Source organism: Staphylococcus sp. 510 (assembly GCF_057219715.1).
In genome coordinates, this window is record NZ_JBXVVK010000003.1 from 158,749 (window position 1) to 179,927 (window position 21,179).

At 32.9% G+C, this 21,179-nt stretch carries 21 protein-coding genes and 1 riboswitch; of the genes, 16 read left to right on the forward strand and 5 right to left on the reverse strand.

Features of this window, described 5'->3' with window-relative positions:
* Positions 1-181 precede the first annotated feature (181 nt).
* From purE to purD, 11 genes are read left to right on the forward strand one after another with little or no spacing between them, the layout of a single operon-like run.
* Positions 182-664: a 5-(carboxyamino)imidazole ribonucleotide mutase gene (purE, locus tag AC2D8K_RS03745; RefSeq protein ID WP_049423542.1), complete on the forward strand. Its 483-nt coding sequence runs from the start codon at positions 182-184 to the stop codon at positions 662-664.
* A complete protein-coding gene (gene purK / locus AC2D8K_RS03750) occupies positions 651-1,778 on the forward strand; it encodes a 5-(carboxyamino)imidazole ribonucleotide synthase (RefSeq protein ID WP_002450718.1) in 1,128 nt (375 codons plus the stop codon). Before purE ends, purK begins: the two co-directional genes overlap by 14 nt.
* Positions 1,779-2,483, forward strand: coding sequence for a phosphoribosylaminoimidazolesuccinocarboxamide synthase (purC, locus tag AC2D8K_RS03755; RefSeq protein WP_002450717.1), 705 nt, complete (start codon positions 1,779-1,781; stop codon positions 2,481-2,483). It begins immediately after the preceding gene.
* Entirely contained in the window at positions 2,483-2,743 is a 261-nt protein-coding gene (gene purS / locus AC2D8K_RS03760) for a phosphoribosylformylglycinamidine synthase subunit PurS (RefSeq protein ID WP_002450716.1), read from the forward strand. The genes purC and purS overlap by 1 nt, the downstream gene beginning before the upstream one ends.
* Before the next feature lies 1 nt (position 2,744).
* Entirely contained in the window at positions 2,745-3,416 is a 672-nt protein-coding gene (purQ, locus tag AC2D8K_RS03765; RefSeq protein ID WP_484698046.1) for a phosphoribosylformylglycinamidine synthase I, read from the forward strand.
* Entirely contained in the window at positions 3,409-5,598 is a 2,190-nt protein-coding gene (gene purL / locus AC2D8K_RS03770; RefSeq protein WP_002450714.1) for a phosphoribosylformylglycinamidine synthase subunit PurL, read from the forward strand. The genes purQ and purL overlap by 8 nt, the downstream gene beginning before the upstream one ends.
* A complete protein-coding gene (purF, locus tag AC2D8K_RS03775) occupies positions 5,577-7,061 on the forward strand; it encodes an amidophosphoribosyltransferase (protein ID WP_484698047.1) in 1,485 nt (494 codons plus the stop codon). The genes purL and purF overlap by 22 nt, the downstream gene beginning before the upstream one ends.
* A complete protein-coding gene (purM, locus tag AC2D8K_RS03780) occupies positions 7,054-8,082 on the forward strand; it encodes a phosphoribosylformylglycinamidine cyclo-ligase (RefSeq protein ID WP_002450712.1) in 1,029 nt (342 codons plus the stop codon). The genes purF and purM overlap by 8 nt, the downstream gene beginning before the upstream one ends.
* Positions 8,083-8,084: 2 nt before the next feature.
* Positions 8,085-8,651, forward strand: a complete 567-nt coding sequence (purN, locus tag AC2D8K_RS03785) for a phosphoribosylglycinamide formyltransferase (protein ID WP_002450711.1) — start codon at positions 8,085-8,087, stop codon at positions 8,649-8,651.
* A 16-nt stretch (positions 8,652-8,667) separates the two neighbouring features.
* Positions 8,668-10,146 carry a bifunctional phosphoribosylaminoimidazolecarboxamide formyltransferase/IMP cyclohydrolase gene (purH, locus tag AC2D8K_RS03790; protein WP_002450710.1) on the forward strand — a complete coding sequence of 493 codons (1,479 nt, stop codon included), beginning with the start codon at positions 8,668-8,670 and terminating at the stop codon, positions 10,144-10,146.
* Between the two features lie 27 nt (positions 10,147-10,173).
* On the forward strand, positions 10,174-11,412 hold the full coding sequence (purD, locus tag AC2D8K_RS03795; protein ID WP_002450709.1) for a phosphoribosylamine--glycine ligase: 1,239 nt from the start codon (positions 10,174-10,176) through the stop codon (positions 11,410-11,412).
* A 334-nt stretch (positions 11,413-11,746) separates the two neighbouring features.
* Here purD and AC2D8K_RS03800 read toward each other — a convergent pair whose 3' ends face one another.
* The 4 genes from AC2D8K_RS03800 to graF all read right to left on the reverse strand — a co-directional run bounded on the left by AC2D8K_RS03800 (position 11,747) and on the right by graF (position 15,120).
* A complete protein-coding gene (locus tag AC2D8K_RS03800) occupies positions 11,747-12,553 on the reverse strand; it encodes an energy-coupling factor transporter transmembrane component T family protein (RefSeq protein ID WP_002450708.1) in 807 nt (268 codons plus the stop codon).
* The gene (locus AC2D8K_RS03805; protein ID WP_002450707.1) at positions 12,546-13,949 is read right to left on the reverse strand and encodes an ABC transporter ATP-binding protein; all 1,404 of its coding nucleotides are present in this window, start codon (positions 13,947-13,949) and stop codon (positions 12,546-12,548) included. Before AC2D8K_RS03805 ends, AC2D8K_RS03800 begins: the two co-directional genes overlap by 8 nt.
* A gap of 12 nt (positions 13,950-13,961) precedes the next feature.
* The gene (locus AC2D8K_RS03810) at positions 13,962-14,537 is read right to left on the reverse strand and encodes an ECF transporter S component (protein WP_002450706.1); all 576 of its coding nucleotides are present in this window, start codon (positions 14,535-14,537) and stop codon (positions 13,962-13,964) included.
* An 87-nt stretch (positions 14,538-14,624) separates the two neighbouring features.
* Positions 14,625-14,726, reverse strand: a riboswitch (TPP riboswitch).
* A gap of 259 nt (positions 14,727-14,985) precedes the next feature.
* On the reverse strand, positions 14,986-15,120 hold the full coding sequence (gene graF, locus AC2D8K_RS03815) for a glycopeptide resistance-associated protein GraF (protein ID WP_002450705.1): 135 nt from the start codon (positions 15,118-15,120) through the stop codon (positions 14,986-14,988).
* A gap of 153 nt (positions 15,121-15,273) precedes the next feature.
* On the opposite strand from graF, the gene auxA reads away from it, so the two are divergent.
* The 5 genes from auxA (at position 15,274) to ptsP (ending at position 20,745) form a co-directional block, all read left to right on the forward strand.
* A complete protein-coding gene (auxA, locus tag AC2D8K_RS03820; RefSeq protein ID WP_002450704.1) occupies positions 15,274-16,575 on the forward strand; it encodes a lipoteichoic acid stability factor AuxA in 1,302 nt (433 codons plus the stop codon).
* A 254-nt stretch (positions 16,576-16,829) separates the two neighbouring features.
* Positions 16,830-18,002: a class I SAM-dependent rRNA methyltransferase gene (locus AC2D8K_RS03825; protein ID WP_002450703.1), complete on the forward strand. Its 1,173-nt coding sequence runs from the start codon at positions 16,830-16,832 to the stop codon at positions 18,000-18,002.
* 59 nt (positions 18,003-18,061) lie between these two features.
* The gene (locus AC2D8K_RS03830) at positions 18,062-18,604 is read left to right on the forward strand and encodes a DUF697 domain-containing protein (RefSeq protein WP_002450702.1); all 543 of its coding nucleotides are present in this window, start codon (positions 18,062-18,064) and stop codon (positions 18,602-18,604) included.
* A 154-nt stretch (positions 18,605-18,758) separates the two neighbouring features.
* The gene (locus AC2D8K_RS03835) at positions 18,759-19,025 is read left to right on the forward strand and encodes a phosphocarrier protein HPr (RefSeq protein WP_002450701.1); all 267 of its coding nucleotides are present in this window, start codon (positions 18,759-18,761) and stop codon (positions 19,023-19,025) included.
* Between the two features lies 1 nt (position 19,026).
* Positions 19,027-20,745 (forward strand): phosphoenolpyruvate--protein phosphotransferase, encoded by a 1,719-nt coding sequence (gene ptsP / locus AC2D8K_RS03840; protein ID WP_002450700.1) that lies wholly within the window; start codon positions 19,027-19,029, stop codon positions 20,743-20,745.
* Positions 20,746-20,827: 82 nt separating this feature from the next.
* Here the strand turns inward: ptsP and AC2D8K_RS03845 are convergent, their stop codons facing one another.
* Positions 20,828-21,058 carry a glutaredoxin family protein gene (locus AC2D8K_RS03845; RefSeq protein ID WP_002450699.1) on the reverse strand — a complete coding sequence of 77 codons (231 nt, stop codon included), beginning with the start codon at positions 21,056-21,058 and terminating at the stop codon, positions 20,828-20,830.
* Positions 21,059-21,179 lie beyond the last annotated feature (121 nt).

Below are 21,179 nucleotides of genomic sequence, written 5' to 3' on the forward strand. Positions count from 1 at the left end.
TCAATAACTTAACTTTAACATTAAATTTACACAATTTAATAGCTAAAAGACGTAAATTTAATTAAAATTTCAAATTAAAGTTCGATTTTTTGATTGAAAAAGCATTTGATGATTGTTATGCTATATCTGTAATATACAACTTACTGATAAATAAATCCAAAGTTTTGAAAGGGTGTACATCTTGAAAGTAGCAGTCATTATGGGTAGTTCTTCCGATTGGGAAATTATGAGTGAAAGTTGCACAATGCTTGAACAATTTGAAATTCCGTATGAAAAGAAAGTCGTTTCAGCGCATCGTACGCCTCATTTAATGGTAGATTTTGCGAGTCATGCATGTAACAACGGTTATGATTTAATCATAGCTGGAGCCGGTGGTGCAGCACATTTACCGGGGATGGTGGCATCGATGACTACATTACCTGTTATTGGTGTACCTATTGAATCTAAAAGTTTAAAAGGGATGGATTCACTGTTGTCAATTGTTCAGATGCCAGGCGGAATTCCAGTCGCGACGACAGCTATTGGTAAAGCAGGTGCCAAAAATGCCGGTATACTAGCTGCAAGAATATTAGGTATTAGTCATTCATCAGTTCGTAAAAATTTGGAAAATTATGAAAAAACATTGGTACAAAAAGTGGAGGAAATGCAAAATGAACTTCAATAAACTATCATTTGGCGCAACCATAGGAATTATTGGTGGTGGTCAATTAGGTAAGATGATGGCACAATCAGCACAAAAAATGGGATATAAAGTGATTGTTTTAGATCCAAGTTCTGATTGTCCATGTCGATATGTGGCACATGAATTTATAGAAGCGAATTATGATGACGAACGTGCACTTCAACAATTAGGTGAAAGTTCGGATGTCATCACTTATGAATTTGAAAATATATCAGCAGAGCAACTTAAGGTGTTAACCGAAAAATATAATATTCCTCAAGGCTATCAAGCCATACAATTACTTCAAGATCGTTTAACTGAAAAACAAACATTAGAACAAGCAGGGACACAAATTGTTCCTTATACCTCAATCAAACAAAAAGATGATTTATCAAAGGCAATTAACACACTTGGTTATCCATTCATTGTTAAAACACGTTTCGGTGGTTATGACGGCAAAGGTCAAATATTAGTTCAATCTGATGAAGATATCGAAGAAGCAGTTAGACTCGTATCAAATCAAGAATGTGTCGCAGAACAATTTTTAAATATAAATAAAGAAGTGTCACTTACTGTGACCATTGGTAATCATCAACAAATCACATACTTCCCACTACAAGAAAACGAACATAGAAATCAAATTTTATTTAAAACAGTAGTCCCAGCAAGATGTAATCAAACAGAGAATGCAAAACGAGAAGTTGAAAAAATTATAAAATCTGTCCATTTTGTAGGAACTTTTACAGTTGAATTTTTCATAGATGATAAAGACCAATTGTATGTAAATGAAATTGCACCACGACCTCATAATTCTGGACATTATTCCATTGAGTCATGTGATTATTCACAATTTGATACTCATATTTTAGCTGTCACTGGTCAAACGTTGCCTGACAAGATAGAGATACTAAAACCTGCTGTCATGATGAATTTATTAGGTAAGGATTTAGATTTATTAGAAGATGAATTTGGAGAACATCCTGAATGGCATGTCCATATTTACGGTAAATCTGAGCGTAAACCAAATAGAAAGATGGGGCACATGACTATATTAACGAACCAAATCGATGACACTGAAAAGGACATGTTGAAGCGTTTTGAAGGGAGAGACCAATAAATGTCATTACTTTATGAAGGTAAAGCTAAAAGAATATATACAACGGATAAACCCAATGAGTTACGTGTTGAATACAAAGATGAAGTGACTGCTGGCAATGGTGCTAAAAAGGATGCCATGTCTGGCAAAGGAAAACTAAATAATCGTATTACTTCCATTATCTTTGAATACTTAGAAAATAATGGTTTGAAAAGCCATTTTATCAAACAATTATCGGATACTGAACAATTAGTAGAATCAGTGAAAATTATTCCATTAGAAGTGGTAGTTAGAAATATTGCAGCAGGTTCTATTACACAAAGACTTGGATTTGAAAAAGGATATCAATTTGATGCGCCATTGGTTGAATTTTTCTATAAAAATGATGAGTTAAATGATCCATTGATTACAGAAGACCATATTAAGTTATTACACATCGCTTATGATGATCAAATTTCAACATTAAAATCAATGGCACTCGATATTAACAAAGTTCTTATTCAACTTATGGACGAAATGGAATTAAGACTTGTAGATTTTAAAATTGAATTTGGTATTACAGATGAAGGAAATATTTTATTAGCTGATGAAATTTCACCAGACACATGCAGAATATGGGATAAACACTCAGATACGAATTTCGATAAAGATGTCTATCGAAATGATACAGGCTCATTAATTGAAACATATCAATCATTTTTAAATAAATTGGAGGATTTAAAATAATGAAAACAATTGAATTACATGTCACTTTACAACCCCAAGTATTAGATACACAAGGTCAAGCATTAAATCGTGCAGTTCATGATTTAGGATATAAACAAGTTAATGATATTCGTGTAGGAAAGGTATTATACATGACTGTTGATGAAGCTACGGATGAAGCGGTTGATAATATTATTACAACATTAAGTGAAAAGCTATTTGCTAACACAGTGATTGAAGAATATAGCTATAAAGTGATTGATGAAAAGGAGAATGCATAACATGAAATTTGCTGTTCTTGTATTTCCTGGTTCAAATTGTGATAGAGATATGTATAATGCAGCAATCAAATCAGGTGTTGAAGCAGAATATGTTGATTATAGAACGACAACATTAGCAGGGTTTGATGGTGTACTTATTCCTGGAGGGTTCTCATTTGGAGATTATTTAAGATCAGGTGCTATGGCAAGTGTCGCACCAGTTATCAATGAAGTGAAAAGATTAGCGAATGAAGGTAAACCAGTGCTAGGTGTATGTAATGGATTTCAAATTTTAACAGAAATCGGTTTACTACCAGGTGCATTACTTCATAATGATTCACATTTATTTGTCAGTCGTAATGAATCTTTACGTATTGTAAATAATCAAACGCCATTCACTAATTTATATGAAGAAAATAAATTAGTTGTTTATCCAGTAGCACACGGAGAAGGACATTACTACTGTAATGAAGACATTTATAACGATTTGATTACTAACAATCAAATTATTTTGAAATACACTGACAATCCTAATGGGTCATACGCTGATATAGCAGGTATTGTTAATAAAGCAGGCAATGTTTGCGGTATGATGCCACATCCTGAAAGAGCAATGGAATCATTATTAGGTACTGATAGCGGTATTAAATTATTTGAGGCTATGGTGAATAGTTGGAGGGAACAAAATGTCTAAATTTATCGAACCAAGTGTTGAAGAAATTAAGTTAGAAAAACTATATCAAGATATGGGATTGAGCGATAAAGAATACGCTAAAGTATGTGAGATCTTAGGCAGAGAACCCAATTTTACTGAAACAGGTATCTTTTCAGTAATGTGGAGTGAACACTGTTCTTACAAACATTCAAAGCCATTTTTAAAACAGTTTCCTACTACTGGTGAACATGTATTAATGGGACCTGGAGAAGGTGCAGGTGTTGTAGATATTGGTGACAATCAAGCAGTCGTTTTTAAAGTGGAATCACATAACCATCCTTCAGCTATTGAACCTTATCAAGGTGCTGCTACAGGTGTAGGAGGAATCATTAGAGATATTGTTTCTATTGGAGCACGTCCTATTAATTTATTAAATAGCTTACGCTTTGGTGAGTTATCAAACAAGCAAAATCAGAGACTGCTTAAAGGCGTAGTTAGTGGTATCGGTGGCTATGGTAACTGTATTGGTATTCCAACAACTGCTGGTGAAATCGAGTTTGATGACCGCTATGATGGTAATCCTCTTGTTAATGCTATGTGTGTCGGCATTATTGATCATGACATGGTACAAAAAGGGACAGCTAAAGGTGTAGGTAATTCTGTTATTTATGTAGGTTTAAAAACAGGTAGAGATGGTATTCACGGAGCAACGTTTGCATCTGAAGAATTAACTGAAGAAAGTGAAAGCAAACGACCATCTGTCCAAATTGGTGACCCGTTTGTTGGTAAGAAATTAATGGAAGCAACATTAGAAGCTATAACATTTGATGAATTAGTCGGAATTCAAGATATGGGAGCGGCAGGATTAACTTCTTCTTCTTCAGAAATGGCGGCTAAAGGTGGCAGTGGTCTCCACTTAAGATTAGACCAAGTTCCAACAAGAGAACCAGGTATCTCACCATATGAAATGATGCTATCTGAAACTCAAGAAAGAATGTTACTTGTTGTCGAAAAGGGAACAGAACAAAAGTTTTTAGATTTATTTGAAAAACATGAATTAGATAGTGCAGTCATTGGAGAAGTGACTGATACAAATCGCTTTGTATTAACATACGAAGATGAAGTGTTTGCAGATATTCCAGTACAACCCTTATCAGACGAAGCACCAGTATATGTTCTTGAAGGTGAAGAGAAAGCGTACAATACATCTAAAAATGACTATAGTCATATAGATACTGAGAATGTATTTGACCAGTTATTACAACACCCAACGATTGCATCAAAACATTATTTATATGAGCAATATGATCAACAAGTTGGTGCAAATACGATTATTAAACCAGGATTACAGGCATCAGTGGTAAGAGTTGAAGGCACGAATAAAGCGATTGCTTCAACGATTGATGGTGAAGCACGATATGTATTTAATCAACCTTATGAAGGCGGAAAAATGGTAGTAGCAGAAGCGTATCGCAATTTGATTGCTGTGGGTGCGACGCCACTAGCAATGACAGATTGTTTGAATTATGGATCTCCAGAGAAAAAAGAAATTTACCAACAATTAATTGATTCTACAAAAGGAATGGCAGAAGCTTGTGATGTATTAAAAACGCCTGTTGTATCAGGTAATGTATCGTTATACAACGAAACAAGAGGTACATCTATCTTCCCGACGCCGGTAGTTGGTATGGTTGGGTTAATTGATGATGTTAATTATTTAGCTAATTTTAAACCACAGTCTGGAGAAACATTATATCTCGTTGGTGATACAAGAGATGACTTCGGCGGTAGCCAATTAGAAAAATTATTATATGGCACAGTGAATCATGAATTTGAATCAATTGATTTAAGTGATGAAGTTGCAAAAGGTGAAGCGGTGAAATCAGCTATTAGAAGCGGTGCTGCATCACATGTTCAAACAGTCGGAAAAGGTGGTTTATTAATTACACTAGCAAAAATGAGTGCTCATTATAATTTAGGATTAGAGGCTAATATAGATGTTTCTAATGCTCAGTTATTTAGCGAATCTCAAGGTAGATATATCATTTCTGTTAAAGAAAATGAATCACTAAACATTGAAAATGCTATTGAAATTGGTCAATTTAATAGTGGTAGTCAGTTCAAAGTGTCAAATAACCAAACAACGATTATCAAAAATGTAGCAGATATCAAAGATGTTTGGGAAGGAGCTATTAGCCAATGTTTAACTACTCAGGACTAAATGAGGAATGTGGTGTTTTTGGCATTTGGAATCATCCAGATGCTGCTCAATTAACGTATATGGGATTGCATAGTTTACAACATAGAGGTCAAGAAGGTGCTGGAATAGTAGCTGCCAATCATGAAAAATTAGTAGGTGAAAGAGGACTTGGTTTACTTACTGAGGCTATTAAAGATGATCAATTATCGAGACTAAAGGATTATCATAATGCAATTGGACATGTGAGATACGCTACTTCTGGTAACAAAGGTATAGAAAATATTCAACCTTTCTTATATCACTTTTATGATATGAGTGTTGCGATTTGCCATAATGGAAATCTGATTAATGCGCAATCTTTAAGACAAAATCTTGAAAAACATGGTGCGATTTTCCATTCGTCATCTGATACTGAAGTGATTATGCATTTAATTCGTAGAAGTAAAGCACCTACATTTGAAGAAGCTTTAAAAGAAAGTTTACGTCAAATTAAAGGTGGATTCACATTCGCAGTGTTAACTAAAGATGCATTATATGGTGCAGTTGATCCTAATGCTATTAGACCTTTAGTAGTCGGTAAAATGCAAGATAACACTTATATTCTAGCTAGTGAAACGTGCGCTATTGATTTTTTGGGAGCAGAGTTTGTACAAGATATTCATGCTGGTGAATATGTCATTATTAACGATGATGGTGTCCAAGTTAAATCATATACAAGACATACGAATACTGCAATTTCAGCCATGGAATATATCTATTTTGCCAGACCAGATTCTACGATTGCCGGAAAAAATGTTCATGCAGTTCGTAAAGCCTCTGGTAAACGTTTAGCACAAGAAAGTCCAGTAGAAGCTGACATGGTTATTGGTGTGCCTAATTCGTCGTTATCAGCAGCAAGCGGTTATGCCGAAGAGATAGGATTACCTTATGAAATGGGTCTTGTTAAAAATCAATACGTAGCGAGAACATTTATTCAACCGACACAACAACTTCGTGAACAGGGTGTACGTGTTAAATTGTCAGCGGTCAAAGATATTGTTGAAGGTCAGAATATTATCCTAGTCGATGATTCTATAGTTAGAGGAACAACATCTAAACGAATTGTGAAAATGTTGAAAGATTCAGGGGCCAATGAAGTCCACGTTAGAATTGCATCACCAGAATTTATGTTCCCAAGTTTCTATGGTATTGATGTATCAACAACTGCTGAATTAATATCAGCGAGTAAATCACCTGAAGAAATTTGTGAATATATAGGTGCTGATTCGCTTGCGTATCTTAGCGTAGATGGATTAATTGAATCGATTGGTTTAGATTATGATGCACCATATAGTGGTTTGTGTGTTGAGAGCTTCACTGGAGATTACCCAGCTGGATTGTTTGATTACGAAGAGAATTATAAAAAGCATTTAAGTGATCGTCAAAAAGCATATATTAATGAAAATAAACATTATTTTGATAGTGAGGGAAATATAAATGTCTAAAGCATACGAACAATCAGGTGTAGATATTCATGCAGGTTATGAAGCGGTAGAAAGAATGTCTAGTCATGTTAAACGTACGATGCGTAAGGAAGTTATCGGTGGTTTAGGTGGCTTTGGTGCCACATTTGATTTATCTCAACTCAATATGAAAGCCCCAGTATTAGTTTCAGGTACTGATGGTGTAGGTACCAAATTGAAATTAGCAATTGACCACGCTAAGCATGATTCAATAGGTATAGATGCGGTGGCCATGTGTGTGAATGATATTTTAACTACAGGTGCAGAGCCACTTTACTTTTTAGATTATATTGCAACGCATAAAGTAGTTCCTGAAATCATTGAACAAATCGTTAAAGGTATCAGTGATGCTTGTGAAGAAACTAATACAGCTTTAATCGGTGGCGAAACTGCCGAAATAGGTGAAATGTATCATGAAGGTGAATATGATTTGGCCGGCTTTGCAGTTGGCGCTGTTGAGAAAGATGAATATATTGATGGTTCAGACGTGAAACCTGGTCAAATCATTATAGGTTTAGCATCTAACGGCATTCATTCCAATGGATACAGTCTAGTTAGACAACTCATTAAAAAGTCAGGTATAAACCTTAACGATACATTTGAGCAACATACTTATTTAGAGACATTTTTAGCACCAACCCAATTATATGTAAAACCAATATTAGAATTAAAAAAACATGTGTCAATAAAAGCTATGAACCATATTACTGGTGGTGGATTTTATGAAAATATTCCTCGTTCTTTACCAGACGGATTATCTGCAGACATAGATGCAAATGCGTTTCCGACACCAGCAATATTCGATTGGTTGCAGGAACAGGGTAATATTAGTACAGATGAAATGTATAACATATTTAACATGGGCATTGGTTTTACTGTTATTGTCGATGAACATGATAAAACTCAGACATTAGAAATATTAAAACAACAGAATGTGAATGCCTATGAAATCGGTCGAATTGTAGAAGATAGCCATAAACCGATTCGTATTCAGGGGGTATAAACGTGGTCAAAGTAGCAATCTTTGCATCAGGTTCTGGAAGTAACTTTGAAAACATCGCACGACATGTTCAACAAGGACATTTAGAGGACATTGATATTACTGCACTTTATACAGATCATCATGATGCTTATTGTGTTAATAGAGCAGAACAACTTGGTATACCAGTACATATCAATGAACCAAAACATTTTGAATCAAAATCTCATTATGAACAACATTTATTATCTTTACTTTCTGCAGAAGGGGTTCAGTGGATTGTATTGGCCGGTTATATGAGATTAATTGGGGAGGATATTTTAACAGCTTATCCTCATAAAATATTAAACATTCATCCATCATTATTGCCGAAATATAAGGGGATAGACGCAATTGGACAAGCATTTCGTAGCGGGGATTCAATAACAGGATCAACGGTACATTATGTTGATAGTGGTATGGATACGGGAGAAATTATTGAACAAAGACAATGTGATATCAAAACGGACGATACTATTGAAATGTTAGAAGAGAGAGTCAAACAATTAGAGTACCAATTATATCCAAGCGTTATTGCGAAAATCATTCGATAGAGGAGTATAGCGAACAATGAAAAGAGCAATTTTAAGTGTTTCAAATAAAAACGGTATTGTAGAATTTGCGACATCTTTAAAGGAATTAGGTTATGAGCTTTATTCAACAGGTGGAACGAAACGTATTTTAGAAGAGACACAAGTTGAAGTGAAATCTGTATCTGAATTAACACAATTTCCTGAAATTATGGATGGACGTGTTAAAACTTTACATCCAGCAGTACATGGTGGGATTTTAGCAGATAGAGATAAATCAGAACATTTGGATGAATTAAAAGAACAACACATTGATTTAATAGATTTAGTAGTCGTTAATTTATATCCATTCCAAAAAACAGTAGAAAATCCAGATGTTACAGAAATGGATGCGATTGAAAATATTGATATTGGTGGTCCGACAATGTTAAGAGCAGCTGCCAAGAATTTTAAACATGTGACAACCGTTGTACACCCTGCTGATTATAATGAAGTGATTAGTAGAATAAAAAATGACCAATTAGACGAAGAATACCGCAAATCACTTATGATAAAAGTATTTGAACATACAACTCAATATGATGAAGCTATTGTGAATTTCTTTAAAGGAAATAAAGAAACCTTACGCTATGGTGAGAACCCACAACAATCTGCTTACTTTGTAAGAACAACTGATGCTAAACATACAATTGCTGGAGCTAAACAATTACATGGTAAGCAACTTAGCTTCAATAATATTAAAGATGCTGATGCAGCACTTTCATTAGTTAAAAAATTTGAAGAACCAACTACGATTGCCGTAAAACATATGAATCCATGTGGTGTAGGGATTGGAAATACAATTGAAGAGGCTTTCCAAAATGCTTTTGATGCAGATAATCAATCCATTTTTGGTGGAATTATTGCATTAAATCGACCAGTGACAGCGACGTTAGCTGAAACACTACATTCTATCTTTTTAGAAGTCGTTATCGCACCTCTATTTACGAAAGAGGCTTTAGATATTTTAACGAAAAAGAAAAATATTCGACTATTAGAAATAGATACAACAATTGATAATAGAGAACAAGAATTTGTGTCAGTATCTGGTGGCTATTTAGTACAGGATAAAGATAACTTTGAAGTAAGTCGTGATGAAATGACTGTTGCTACAGAAGTACAACCAACCGAAGCGCAATGGGAAGCAATGTTGTTAGGTTGGAAAGTGGTAGGTGCCGTTAAGAGTAATGCAGTAATATTAAGTAATGCAAAACAAACAGTAGGTATTGGTGCTGGTCAAATGAATCGCGTAGGTTCAGCCAAAATTGCATTGGAAAGAGCAATTGAAATTAATGATAATGTTGCATTAGTATCAGATGGCTTTTTCCCAATGGATGACACTGTAGAATTAGCTGCTCAAAATGGTATTAAAGCAATTATTCAACCTGGTGGATCAATTAAGGATCAAGATTCTATCGATATGGCAAATAAATATGGCATTACAATGGTAATGACAGGAAGGCGACATTTTAAACACTAATCATAAGATGTTGAAGGGAGAAAAGTCATGAAAGTACTCGTTATTGGTGCAGGTGGACGTGAACATGTATTAGCCTATAAATTAAGTCAATCATCAATAGTAGACCAAGTTCATGTGATACCAGGCAATGAAGCAATGGTTAATGTGGCACAAATCCATACTAATATTAAAGAAAATGATCACGAAGCTATCTTAGAATTTGTCACTAATCATCAAATAGAATGGGTTGTAATCGGACCTGAACAACCATTGATAGATGGTTTACCTGATTTATTAAGAAACCATCAAATTAAAGTATTTGGTCCTAATAGCGATGCAGCACAAATTGAAGGCTCAAAGGCATTTGCTAAAAGAATAATGGCTAAATATGATATTCCTACTGCACAATATAAGGAAATTAATAATAAGGAAGAGGCATTAGTTTTCGTTGAAACATGTGACTTGCCAATCGTTATTAAAAAAGATGGTTTAGCTGCAGGAAAAGGTGTAGTGATTGCTACAAAAAGAGATGAAGCTAAAGAAGCAGTTCAACAAATGTTTGAAGAAAAATCAGGAACAATTGTATTTGAAGAATTTTTAGAAGGTGAAGAATTCTCTTTAATGACATTTGTTAATGGTAAGAGAGCTGTTCCATTTGATTGTATTGCTCAAGATCATAAACGTGCTTATGATTACGATAAAGGGCCAAATACAGGTGGTATGGGTGCATATTGTCCAGTACCTCATATTAGTAATGATATAATTGCTAGAACAAATGAGGAGATTGCTCAACCGATTGCAGATGCAATGGCTAAAGAAGGCCACCATTTCTTTGGACTATTATACATCGGTGCTATTTTGACTCAAGAAGGGCCGAAAGTCATAGAGTTTAATGCAAGATTTGGTGATCCAGAAGCACAAGTGTTATTGACAAGAATGAATAGCGATTTAATGCATCATATTGTTGCACTTGATAATGACGAGCCGATTCATTTTGAATGGAAGGATGAATCAGTGGTTGGTGTTATGTTGGCTTCTAAAGGCTATCCAGGTAATTACGAAAAAGGGCATCAAGTTAGTGGATTTGAACTAGACTCAAATTACTTTGTAAGTGGTTTGAAGAAGGATAATGACCAGTTTGTTAACAGTGGTGGACGCGTCCTATTAGCTATAGGTGAAGGGCAAAATATAAAAGAAGCGCAAGCCGCTGCCTATAAACGTGTTAAAAAGATAAAGAGCAATCACTTGTTTTATAGAACAGACATCGGAAATAAAGCATTGAAATAAAAGAATAATTAAAGAGAACAGGACAGAAATAACATGTTACTAAAATTTATTTCCTTGTCCTGTTTCAACAAGATTGACTATAATTGTAAAAACTTTATATTAGAGCATCTTTATAATTCATTACTTAGACGGTTGTAATTATGGACTTTAGCTCATGTATATTCCTATAGTTTATCTGAATATATAAGTTGATATACATGTGTAAGCCGTTCTAATTTCTATGAGAAAAAGAATATGCCTACAGTCAACTACTATAATTATATGATTAAATCCTGAGACATTATTTTTGTCCCAGGATTTTTTATTTATATATGGAATGAATGGATAAAATACTTTATTCTAATCTACCTATTCGAACATCATGGATACCAGTTATTGGCAAGGTAGATGATAAATAATAAGAAAGTCCGATAATAATTAATAAACATATAATCAATATAATATCTTTGTATGAGAGTGGTGCGTGATAATAATACGTTCTAGGACCATCTTTAAAACCTTTAGACTCCATTGCAACAGATAGTTGATGTGCACGTCGTATGTTTTGACTTAATAACGGAATAATTAAATGTTTAAGTCTTTTGAACCCTCTATAATTAGATTTGTTTATCATTTGATATCTCATTTTTAAAGAACGACGTAATTGAATTAAAGAACTGATGATTAACGGTATCATTCTAATTGCGGCCATAAAGGCATAGGCAACTTTAGGCTTTACTTTTAAATGTTGCATTAGACTATAAAAAATCATGACTACTTGTGACGTTAATGCTATAAGAATACCAAACATCGACACTGTAATTGTACGAAGAGAAAGGTGAATACCTCTGACGATACTTTCCGTACTAATTTGAATGATGCCAAATTTAAATAAAATGTGGTCACCATCACCGTATAAAATCATGAATAGTGATGACAATAGAGCAAAGAACGTGGTTGCTAGTATAAAAGCACCAGTAATTTTAAATTGCGTTCCGTTAAACATAAGTAAAAAGATAAACATGAGACAAACGATGTAAATCATAAAGTCAAAATTATGAATAAAAATAATAAAGAAAAATAGTAAAACGCCTAAAACGAGTTTAGTGATAATATTGACGTCATCCATAAAGGTGTGTCTAATTTTCCAATGTTCAAACATGTTGATCACCTTTGATTTCTGTTAAATATTGGTTTTCAATTATCCATTGACGTGTTGGATAGCGTTTAATAATCTCTGGATCATGTGTAACCATAATGATACTTTGCCCCTTAGATACTCTCTCTTGAAATAGTTTTATTAATTGAAATGTATTGTGGCTATCCAAACCAAATGTTGGTTCATCTAAAAGGATGATATCTGCATTTGAACTTAATGCCGTTGCTACACTTAACCTACGTTTTTGACCCATTGATAATTCGTAAGGATGTTGATTTTTAACATTGGTTAAGTCTAGTAAATCTAATAAGTCGAGGGTTTTAGATTCTGCAATAGATGAATCTAAATGGTTAAAATGAATCAATATTTCATCATAGACAGAGTTAGTGATAAATTGAAGTTCTGGATTCTGATACACAAGATACATGTGCTTTGCAGCATCTTTAATTTTACGCAATTCCTGACCTTGAAATGTCATTACGCCTTTATATTTGATTAATTGTAATATGGATTCTAATAATGAGGTTTTACCAGTACCATTTTGACCAGTTATCGTGATCCACTCACCTGAATGAATAGCTAATTGATCCACTTTGAATAAATCTTTCTTATTACGAATAACAGCACCATTTTCAAATTTAAATAATGGCGCTTCAGATGAGGGAGCCATATATTTAGGCTCAGGAGCGTAATGCCATGCATTTGGATGCCACACGCCGTATTCACTAAGTAAATGTTCATAATGCTTTAAAATATGATTTGGCGTATCATCAGCAATAATTTGTCCTTCATAGTTCATTAATAAAACTCTATCCACATGTTGCCAAATATGTTCGACCTTATGTTCGACTATAAGTACTGTTTGGTCTTTCCAGAGCTTGATTAAACGTTGCCATAAATCTGATGTCGCATTAACATCTAACATTGCAGTGGGTTCATCTAAAAATAGCGTATCTGCTTGTTGTAATATGGTTTCAACTATAGCTAATTTTTGCTTCATACCGCCACTTAATTGATTGATTTGTGTATTTTCGTTTACATTTAAATTTACTGATGCTAATGCTTTGCTGATGGCTTCATCCATATCTTGTCTTGGCACTTGTCTGTTCTCTAAAACAAAGGCAAGTTCTTCATAAACTTTAGGCATACAAAATTGTGAATCCGGATCTTGGAAGATAACTCCATTATGCTGATTGATTTGCAATTCGTCATATTTCATAGGTAATTCTATTAAATTGGGTACAATACCACTTAATACATTTAAAAGTGTACTTTTACCAGAACCGGACGGTCCTAGTAAAAGTACTTTTTCTTTATCTTTAATTTCTATATTTAGATTATCAAAAATTTTTCGATATCCATTAGGATATTTCAAACGTAAATTTGTAACTTTCAACACTTTTAAGTCCCCTTATAATGTATCGTAATCATCTTTAGAAGCGGGTCTGAATACTTTAGTTACACCAGTTTGATCCAATGCTTTAACCAATAAATAAGATAATAAACCAGCAATGATAATGCCACTAATCGCACGGAAAACAATGAATAAAATTAAGTTCCATCCAGCAACTTCATTTAAATAACCATAAAAATAGTCGACTGGGAATGAAATAAGTGCAGTCACTAATCCCGCAAGCATAGCTACCATGACTGAACGAGACTGGTATTTGAATATAGCAAAGACAATCTCACAAGCTAAACCTTGTAGTAGGGCATAGATGATTGTAGGTATATCAAATTTACCCATCACAATTGTTTCACCGGCACCTGCAGCAAACTCAGCAAGTAAGGCGATACCTGGCTTAGGAATAATTAAATAACAAACAATCGCAGCCATAAACCATACACCATATGTTAATTGTTCAAGGTGTAAACCAGCGACTTGTGCAACATTATAAAATAGCCACCATAAGTTATAAATAATGGCAAAAATGACAGAGATAAGTACTGTTACTAATATCTCAGAAAGCTTTAAACCTTTTGACATAAAAACATCCTCCTAAAAAAAACGCACAACCATCTCTAGGAAAGTTGTGCGTAAAACATAAGAATATGATTCAACATACGATTATCATCTTTGTTAATTACACTTTCCTACGCTAGTATCTAGCTAGATCAGGTTCAAAGGGTTTGAGGGTTAACCTCATCTCAGTTCAAAACACCCCTAGTGCGTTTATTATTTTAATTTGTCTTTAATGTATGATTTTTCATGTGGATTGTCAAGTTAATAAAATATACAATAAATTAATATTTTTATATGATGTGTGCTTATGAAAGCTCTAAGTCAGTCAATACGTAGTATTAAATATAAAATAGCACAAAGATAATTTAAAATTTCAAATCATCTTTGTGCTATTATTTTTTGTATTTATGTCCCAAATTCATCGTTATTATAGAATATTGGATGATCTAATCGTTAAATAGTCAATTAGTAATTAATTTAATGCGTCATCAATATCTTTTTTAGTTTGTTCTGTATCATTTGTTTTTTCTTCTTTTTGTTCTTTTAATTTCTCTTCTGCTTCTTTGGCTTTTTCAGCTGATTTTTTTGCAAATTCTTCGTTACTCATAATAAATCCACCCCTAATTGTGTTTTATTGTTTACATACACCTTTTACCCAGTTATGCTAATAATAAACTTTTCTAGGTCTATAGACGTATTTAATGATTTATTAAAGACAAGAATAAGTTCTTCATATATAATAACTTTTGAGGTGAATAGTATGTCTTTTCTTAAGAAACACACCGAGATTATATTTAGTTATATCATCGGTATCGTTTCACTTTTCACAGGACTCATTATATTAATTAACTTACCGCTTATTAAACAATTAAATGGAGATAAGAAGGTAAATACACATGTGTATAATATATGGGAATTCCTGAACGCATTTTTCGCTGAAATAATTAAAGTGATGAGTAGATTTATCGGGGGTTTCCCAATTGTAAGTGCCATAATTATTATATTATTTGGTATCTTAGTAATGTTACTAGGTCATACGTTATTTAGAACAATTAAGTATGATTATGATATTTCAATTTTCTTCTTAGTCATAGGGATAATGTATTTCTTAATTACTCTAGTTCTTATGATGCAAGTATATGGGTTCTTTGGTATCGTATTTATTATTCCGTTCATCATACATATCGGTTATATTGTATATAAAGATGAATTGAATAGTGATAATCGAAAGAGTCATTATATGTGGATTATCGTATCATATGGTATCAGTTACCTTATTACGCAAATTGCATTACATGGTCGTATAGATGCTAATGAAATTGAATCTATTGACATCTTAAGTGTTAATATATTCTTTATTATTATGTGGTTATTAGGACAAATGTCAATTTGGAACTTCTTGTTCTTAAGACGTGCGCTACCGCTTACGAAACAAGAATTAGGTGAAGAAGAACCTGAATTATCAAGAACAAGTAAAGGTAATGTCTCGAATCAAACTAAAGTTCACTTAAAACAACTACAAGATAAGACAACAGAATATGCACGTAAAACAAGAAGAAGTGTTGATTTAGAAAAAATTAGAGTTAAAAGGGATAAATTTAAAGAAAAAGTAAAAAATATTGTTGATATCCAAGAAGATGATATTCCACATTGGATGAGAAAGCCAAAATGGATAAAACCAATGTATGTTGAAATTTTCTGTGGTGTAGTTATTTTCTTCTTTACATTTTTAGAATTTAACAACAGAAACGCATTGTTCTTATCTGGAGAATGGGAATTATCACAAACGCAATATGTGATAGAATGGGTAACATTATTGTTACTTTTATTTATTATCATAGTTTATATTGCTACAACACTTACTTATTTCTTAAGAGGTAAATTTTACTTCTTACAATTATTTATGGGAAGTATCTTATTCTTTAAATTATTAACTGAATTCATTAATATTATGGTTCACGGATTATTATTATCTGTATTTATTACGCCAACTTTATTGCTTATGTTACTAGCAATGATTGTTGCTTATTCATTACAGTTAAGAGATAAACCAAAAGAGTAATTAAAAAACATTTAACAAATTAATTTAAACAAATCACACGTGTTATGGGGTGGGTTACAATTCCTTCTTTAATCGATCGAATTGTAAGCCCACTCTTTTTTGTTAGAAAATAGGACATCCTAGCATTCTTTGTTAAAATAATAAATGAATCATTCAATTAGTAATTATATATAATGTAAAATGCATTTACGAATCAGCATAGCAATATGACGGTTGAAGAAATTAAATGTATAAAAGAGAGGTTAGTGTAATAAATGAAGATTGCAACTTTAAATAGAGGTAAAGAATCAAAATATCAAAATCAATATCCATTAATTGATGAAGAAGATATTTATGCCCAAGATCATCTAAAAGAAGGTGATTTATTCAAATTAGTCGATGGAAAAGAACAATATATAGCAACGGCTTATGTAGGTAGACAGCATAAAGGTTTAGGTTGGGTGTTAAGTTATGATCCATCCGAAGATATTAACACATCGTTTTTTAAACGATTATTTGAAAAAGCTTTAGCAGAACGAGAATATTACTATCACATAGATGGTACGAATGCTTTTAGATTGTTCAATGCTGAAGGTGATGGTGTTGGCGGCTTAACTATCGACAACTATGATGGCCATTTATTAATTCAATGGTATTCGAAAGGTATTTATAAATTTAGGTATCATATTTTAGAAGCTATCAAAATTGTTTTTGAATATCAGTCTATATACGAAAAAATGCGTTTTAAAGATACTGAATACACAGGTGGTTTTGTTGAGGGAGAACAACAAACATTTCCAATTGTAATTGAAGAGAACTTTACGTTTTATAATGTGGATTTAGATGACGGCTTAATGACAGGTATCTTCTTAGACCAAAAAGAAGTAAGAAAGAAATTACGTGATCAATTTTCAGTGGGGCGTCATCTTTTAAATGTGTTCAGCTATACAGGCGCTTTTTCTGTCGTATCAGCAACTAAGGCTAAAACAACGACAAGTGTAGATTTAGCTAATCGTTCAAGAGGACTAACCGAAGAGAATTTTGGGCTTAATGCCATTGATCCTAAATCACAATATATTTATGTCATGGATACATTTGATTTTTATAATTATGCAAATCGACACGGGCATCAATATGACACAATTGTCATTGATCCACCAAGCTTTGCACGAAATAAAAAGAAAACATTTTCAGTACAAAAAGATTACGACAAATTAATTAATGGCGCCTTAGAAGTATTAGCACCAAAAGGGACATTATTATTATGTACCAATTCGAGTGTCTTTTCTTTAAAAGCGTTTAAAAATGTTATTAAAACAACACTAGAAGAAGCTGAAGTTGATTATGAAATCAAAGAAGTGATGGGATTACCTAAAGATTTTAAAACACATCCACATTACAAACCTTCAAAATATTTGAAAGCAATTTTTGTTAATATTGAGCATTAAATAGTTGTATTCTGGGTATAGAGTCTTATTGAAATAAGATTCATGGGAGTGTGAATTAGATGAGCATTAGAAATAAAATGACGAATAGAGTTACAAATACAGTTGGTAATAAAGTATTAAATATTGAAGAAATCAAAGAAAAAAGTAATTTACCTGTGACTCAAAATGAGTTACAACAAAGACGTGCACAAGCAGAAAATCTCGTTAAAAAGAAATCTTTATTATCATCAGGAATGAGTGTAGTACCAATTCCTGGATTGGACTTTGGTGTTGATATAAAATTAATGAGAGATATCATTAGTGATGTCAATAAAATTTATGGACTAGATCATAAACAAGTCAATTCATTGAGTGATGATGTTAGAGAACGAATCATGTCTGCAGCAGCCATTCAAGGTAGTCAATTTATTGGTAAAAAATTAACCAATGCACTTATGAAAGTAGTGATTAAAGATGTAGCGAAACGAACTGCAGCTAAACAAACTAAATGGTTCCCATTTGTAGGACAAGCAGTTTCAGCATCAATTAGTTATTACTTTATGAAAAAATTAGGTCAAGATCATATTGAAAAATGTGAAAAAGTCATCAAAGAGTTACTTTAAGGGATATAATTTGTTAAAAAATTGTAGAAATATACTGAAACCGGTTTTAAACAAATTGAATTTAACTATTGGTTTTGGTAAAGTTAAGGTATAAAAATTTATGTTAGATTGTAAGTATATTGAAGATTCTAACTTATAGAAGGAGAAATAAATTATGGAACAAAAATCATATGTAATTATCGACGAAACAGGAATCCACGCTCGCCCAGCTACAATGTTGGTACAAACAGCTTCAAAATTTGATTCAGATATTCAATTAGAATATAACGGTAAAAAAGTAAACTTAAAATCAATCATGGGTGTTATGAGTTTAGGTGTAGGTAAAGATGCTGAAATTACAATTTATGCTGACGGTAGCGATGAGGCAGATGCAATCGAATCTATCAGTGATGTCTTATCAAAAGAAGGTTTAACTAAGTAATATGTCTAAATTAATTAATGGTATTGCTGCATCTGATGGTGTAGCAATCGCTAAAGCTTACTTAATAGTTGAGCCAGATTTATCTTTCGACAGCAGTGAGACAATCACTGATGTTGAAGGTGAAACTAGCAAATTCAATAACGCTATCGAAGCATCTAAAATTGAATTAACTAAAATAAGAAATAATGCAGAAGTTCAATTAGGCGCTGATAAAGCTGCCATTTTTGATGCGCATTTACTTGTTTTAGATGATCCAGAATTAATTCAACCAATTCAAGATAAAATTAAAAACGACCATGTTAATGCTGCTACAGCATTAAATGAGGTTACAACTCAATTCATTACTATATTTGAATCAATGGATAATGAATACATGAAAGAACGTGCAGCAGACATTAGAGATGTATCTAAACGTGTGTTAGCACATATTCTTGGTGTTGAATTACCAAACCCAAGTATGATTGATGAAAGTGTTGTTATTATTGGTAATGACTTAACACCTTCTGATACTGCACAGTTAAATAAAGAATTCGTTCAAGGGTTTGTAACGAATATTGGTGGTAGAACAAGTCACTCTGCGATTATGAGTCGTTCATTAGAAATCGCAGCTGTAGTTGGTACTAAATCAATCACTAAAGAAGTTAAACAAGGCGATATGATTATCGTTGATGGTTTAACTGGTGATGTTATTATCGATCCTACAGAAGATGAAGTTATCGCTTATCAAAATAAACGTGAACGTTTCTTTGAAGATAAACAAGAATTACAAAAATTACGTGATGCTGATACAGTAACTGTTGATGGTGTTCACGCAGAGTTAGCAGCTAATATTGGTACACCAAATGATTTACCTGGTGTAATTGAAAATGGTGCGCAAGGTATTGGCTTATATCGTACTGAGTTCTTATACATGGGTAGAGATCAATTGCCTACTGAAGAAGAACAATTCGAAGCATACAAAAAAGTATTAGAGACTATGGATGGTAAACGTGTTGTTGTTCGTACATTGGATATCGGTGGCGACAAAGAATTACCATACTTAGATTTACCAGAAGAAATGAATCCATTCTTAGGTTATAGAGCGATTCGCCTTTGCTTAGCGCAACCTGATATTTTCAGACCACAATTACGTGCGTTATTACGTGCTTCTGTTTACGGTAAATTAAATATCATGTTCCCAATGGTAGCTACTATCAAGGAATTCCGTGATGCTAAAGCAATGTTATTAGAAGAAAAAGAGAATCTTCAAAACGAAGGTTATGACGTTTCGGAAGATATTGAGTTAGGTATCATGGTTGAAATTCCAGCTACTGCAGCATTAGCTGATGTCTTTGCTAAAGAAGTAGATTTCTTTAGTATTGGTACAAATGACTTAATCCAATATACATTAGCAGCTGACCGTATGTCAGAACGCGTATCTTATCTATATCAACCATACAATCCTTCAATTTTACGCTTAGTAAAACAAGTCATTGAAGCTTCTCACAAAGAATGTAAATGGACTGGTATGTGTGGTGAAATGGCAGGAGATGCTACTGCAGTACCATTATTATTAGGTTTAGGTCTAGATGAATTCTCAATGAGTCCAACATCTATTCTTAAAGCTAGAAGACAAATTAATGGTTTAAGTAAAAATGAAATGTCAGAATTAGCGAACCGTGCTATTCATTGTGCAACACAAGAGGAAGTTATGGAATTAGTTAATAACATTTCAAAATAATAATTAAAAGAACCAACTTGAGCAATTTAAATTGCTTTAGTTGGTTCTTTTATATCATTAGTATCTTTTAATTGCTAAGTACTTATTGAATGTCAAAAGCTTGATTAATTTTATCCATATCAACTTGATACATAGGTTCATCGTTCAATAAGATAAATGGCGTCGCAAATGCATCATAATCCATCATTTCTACTCGATATTGATTATTCTTTATATTTTTTTCTGTATAATCTACATGATTTGCTTGAAGATGATTTTTTACAAACGTACAAGGTGGACAATCATCTTGTGTATATATCGTAATATGTGACACTTTGGTCTTCCTTTCTATATGTTAATTTATATTATTCTATCTTATATTTAATTTTATAAAATATCAATGGTGTGAACATTATGTGTCTCTATAAAAAATTTATGTCAAAAATTCAAGCAAA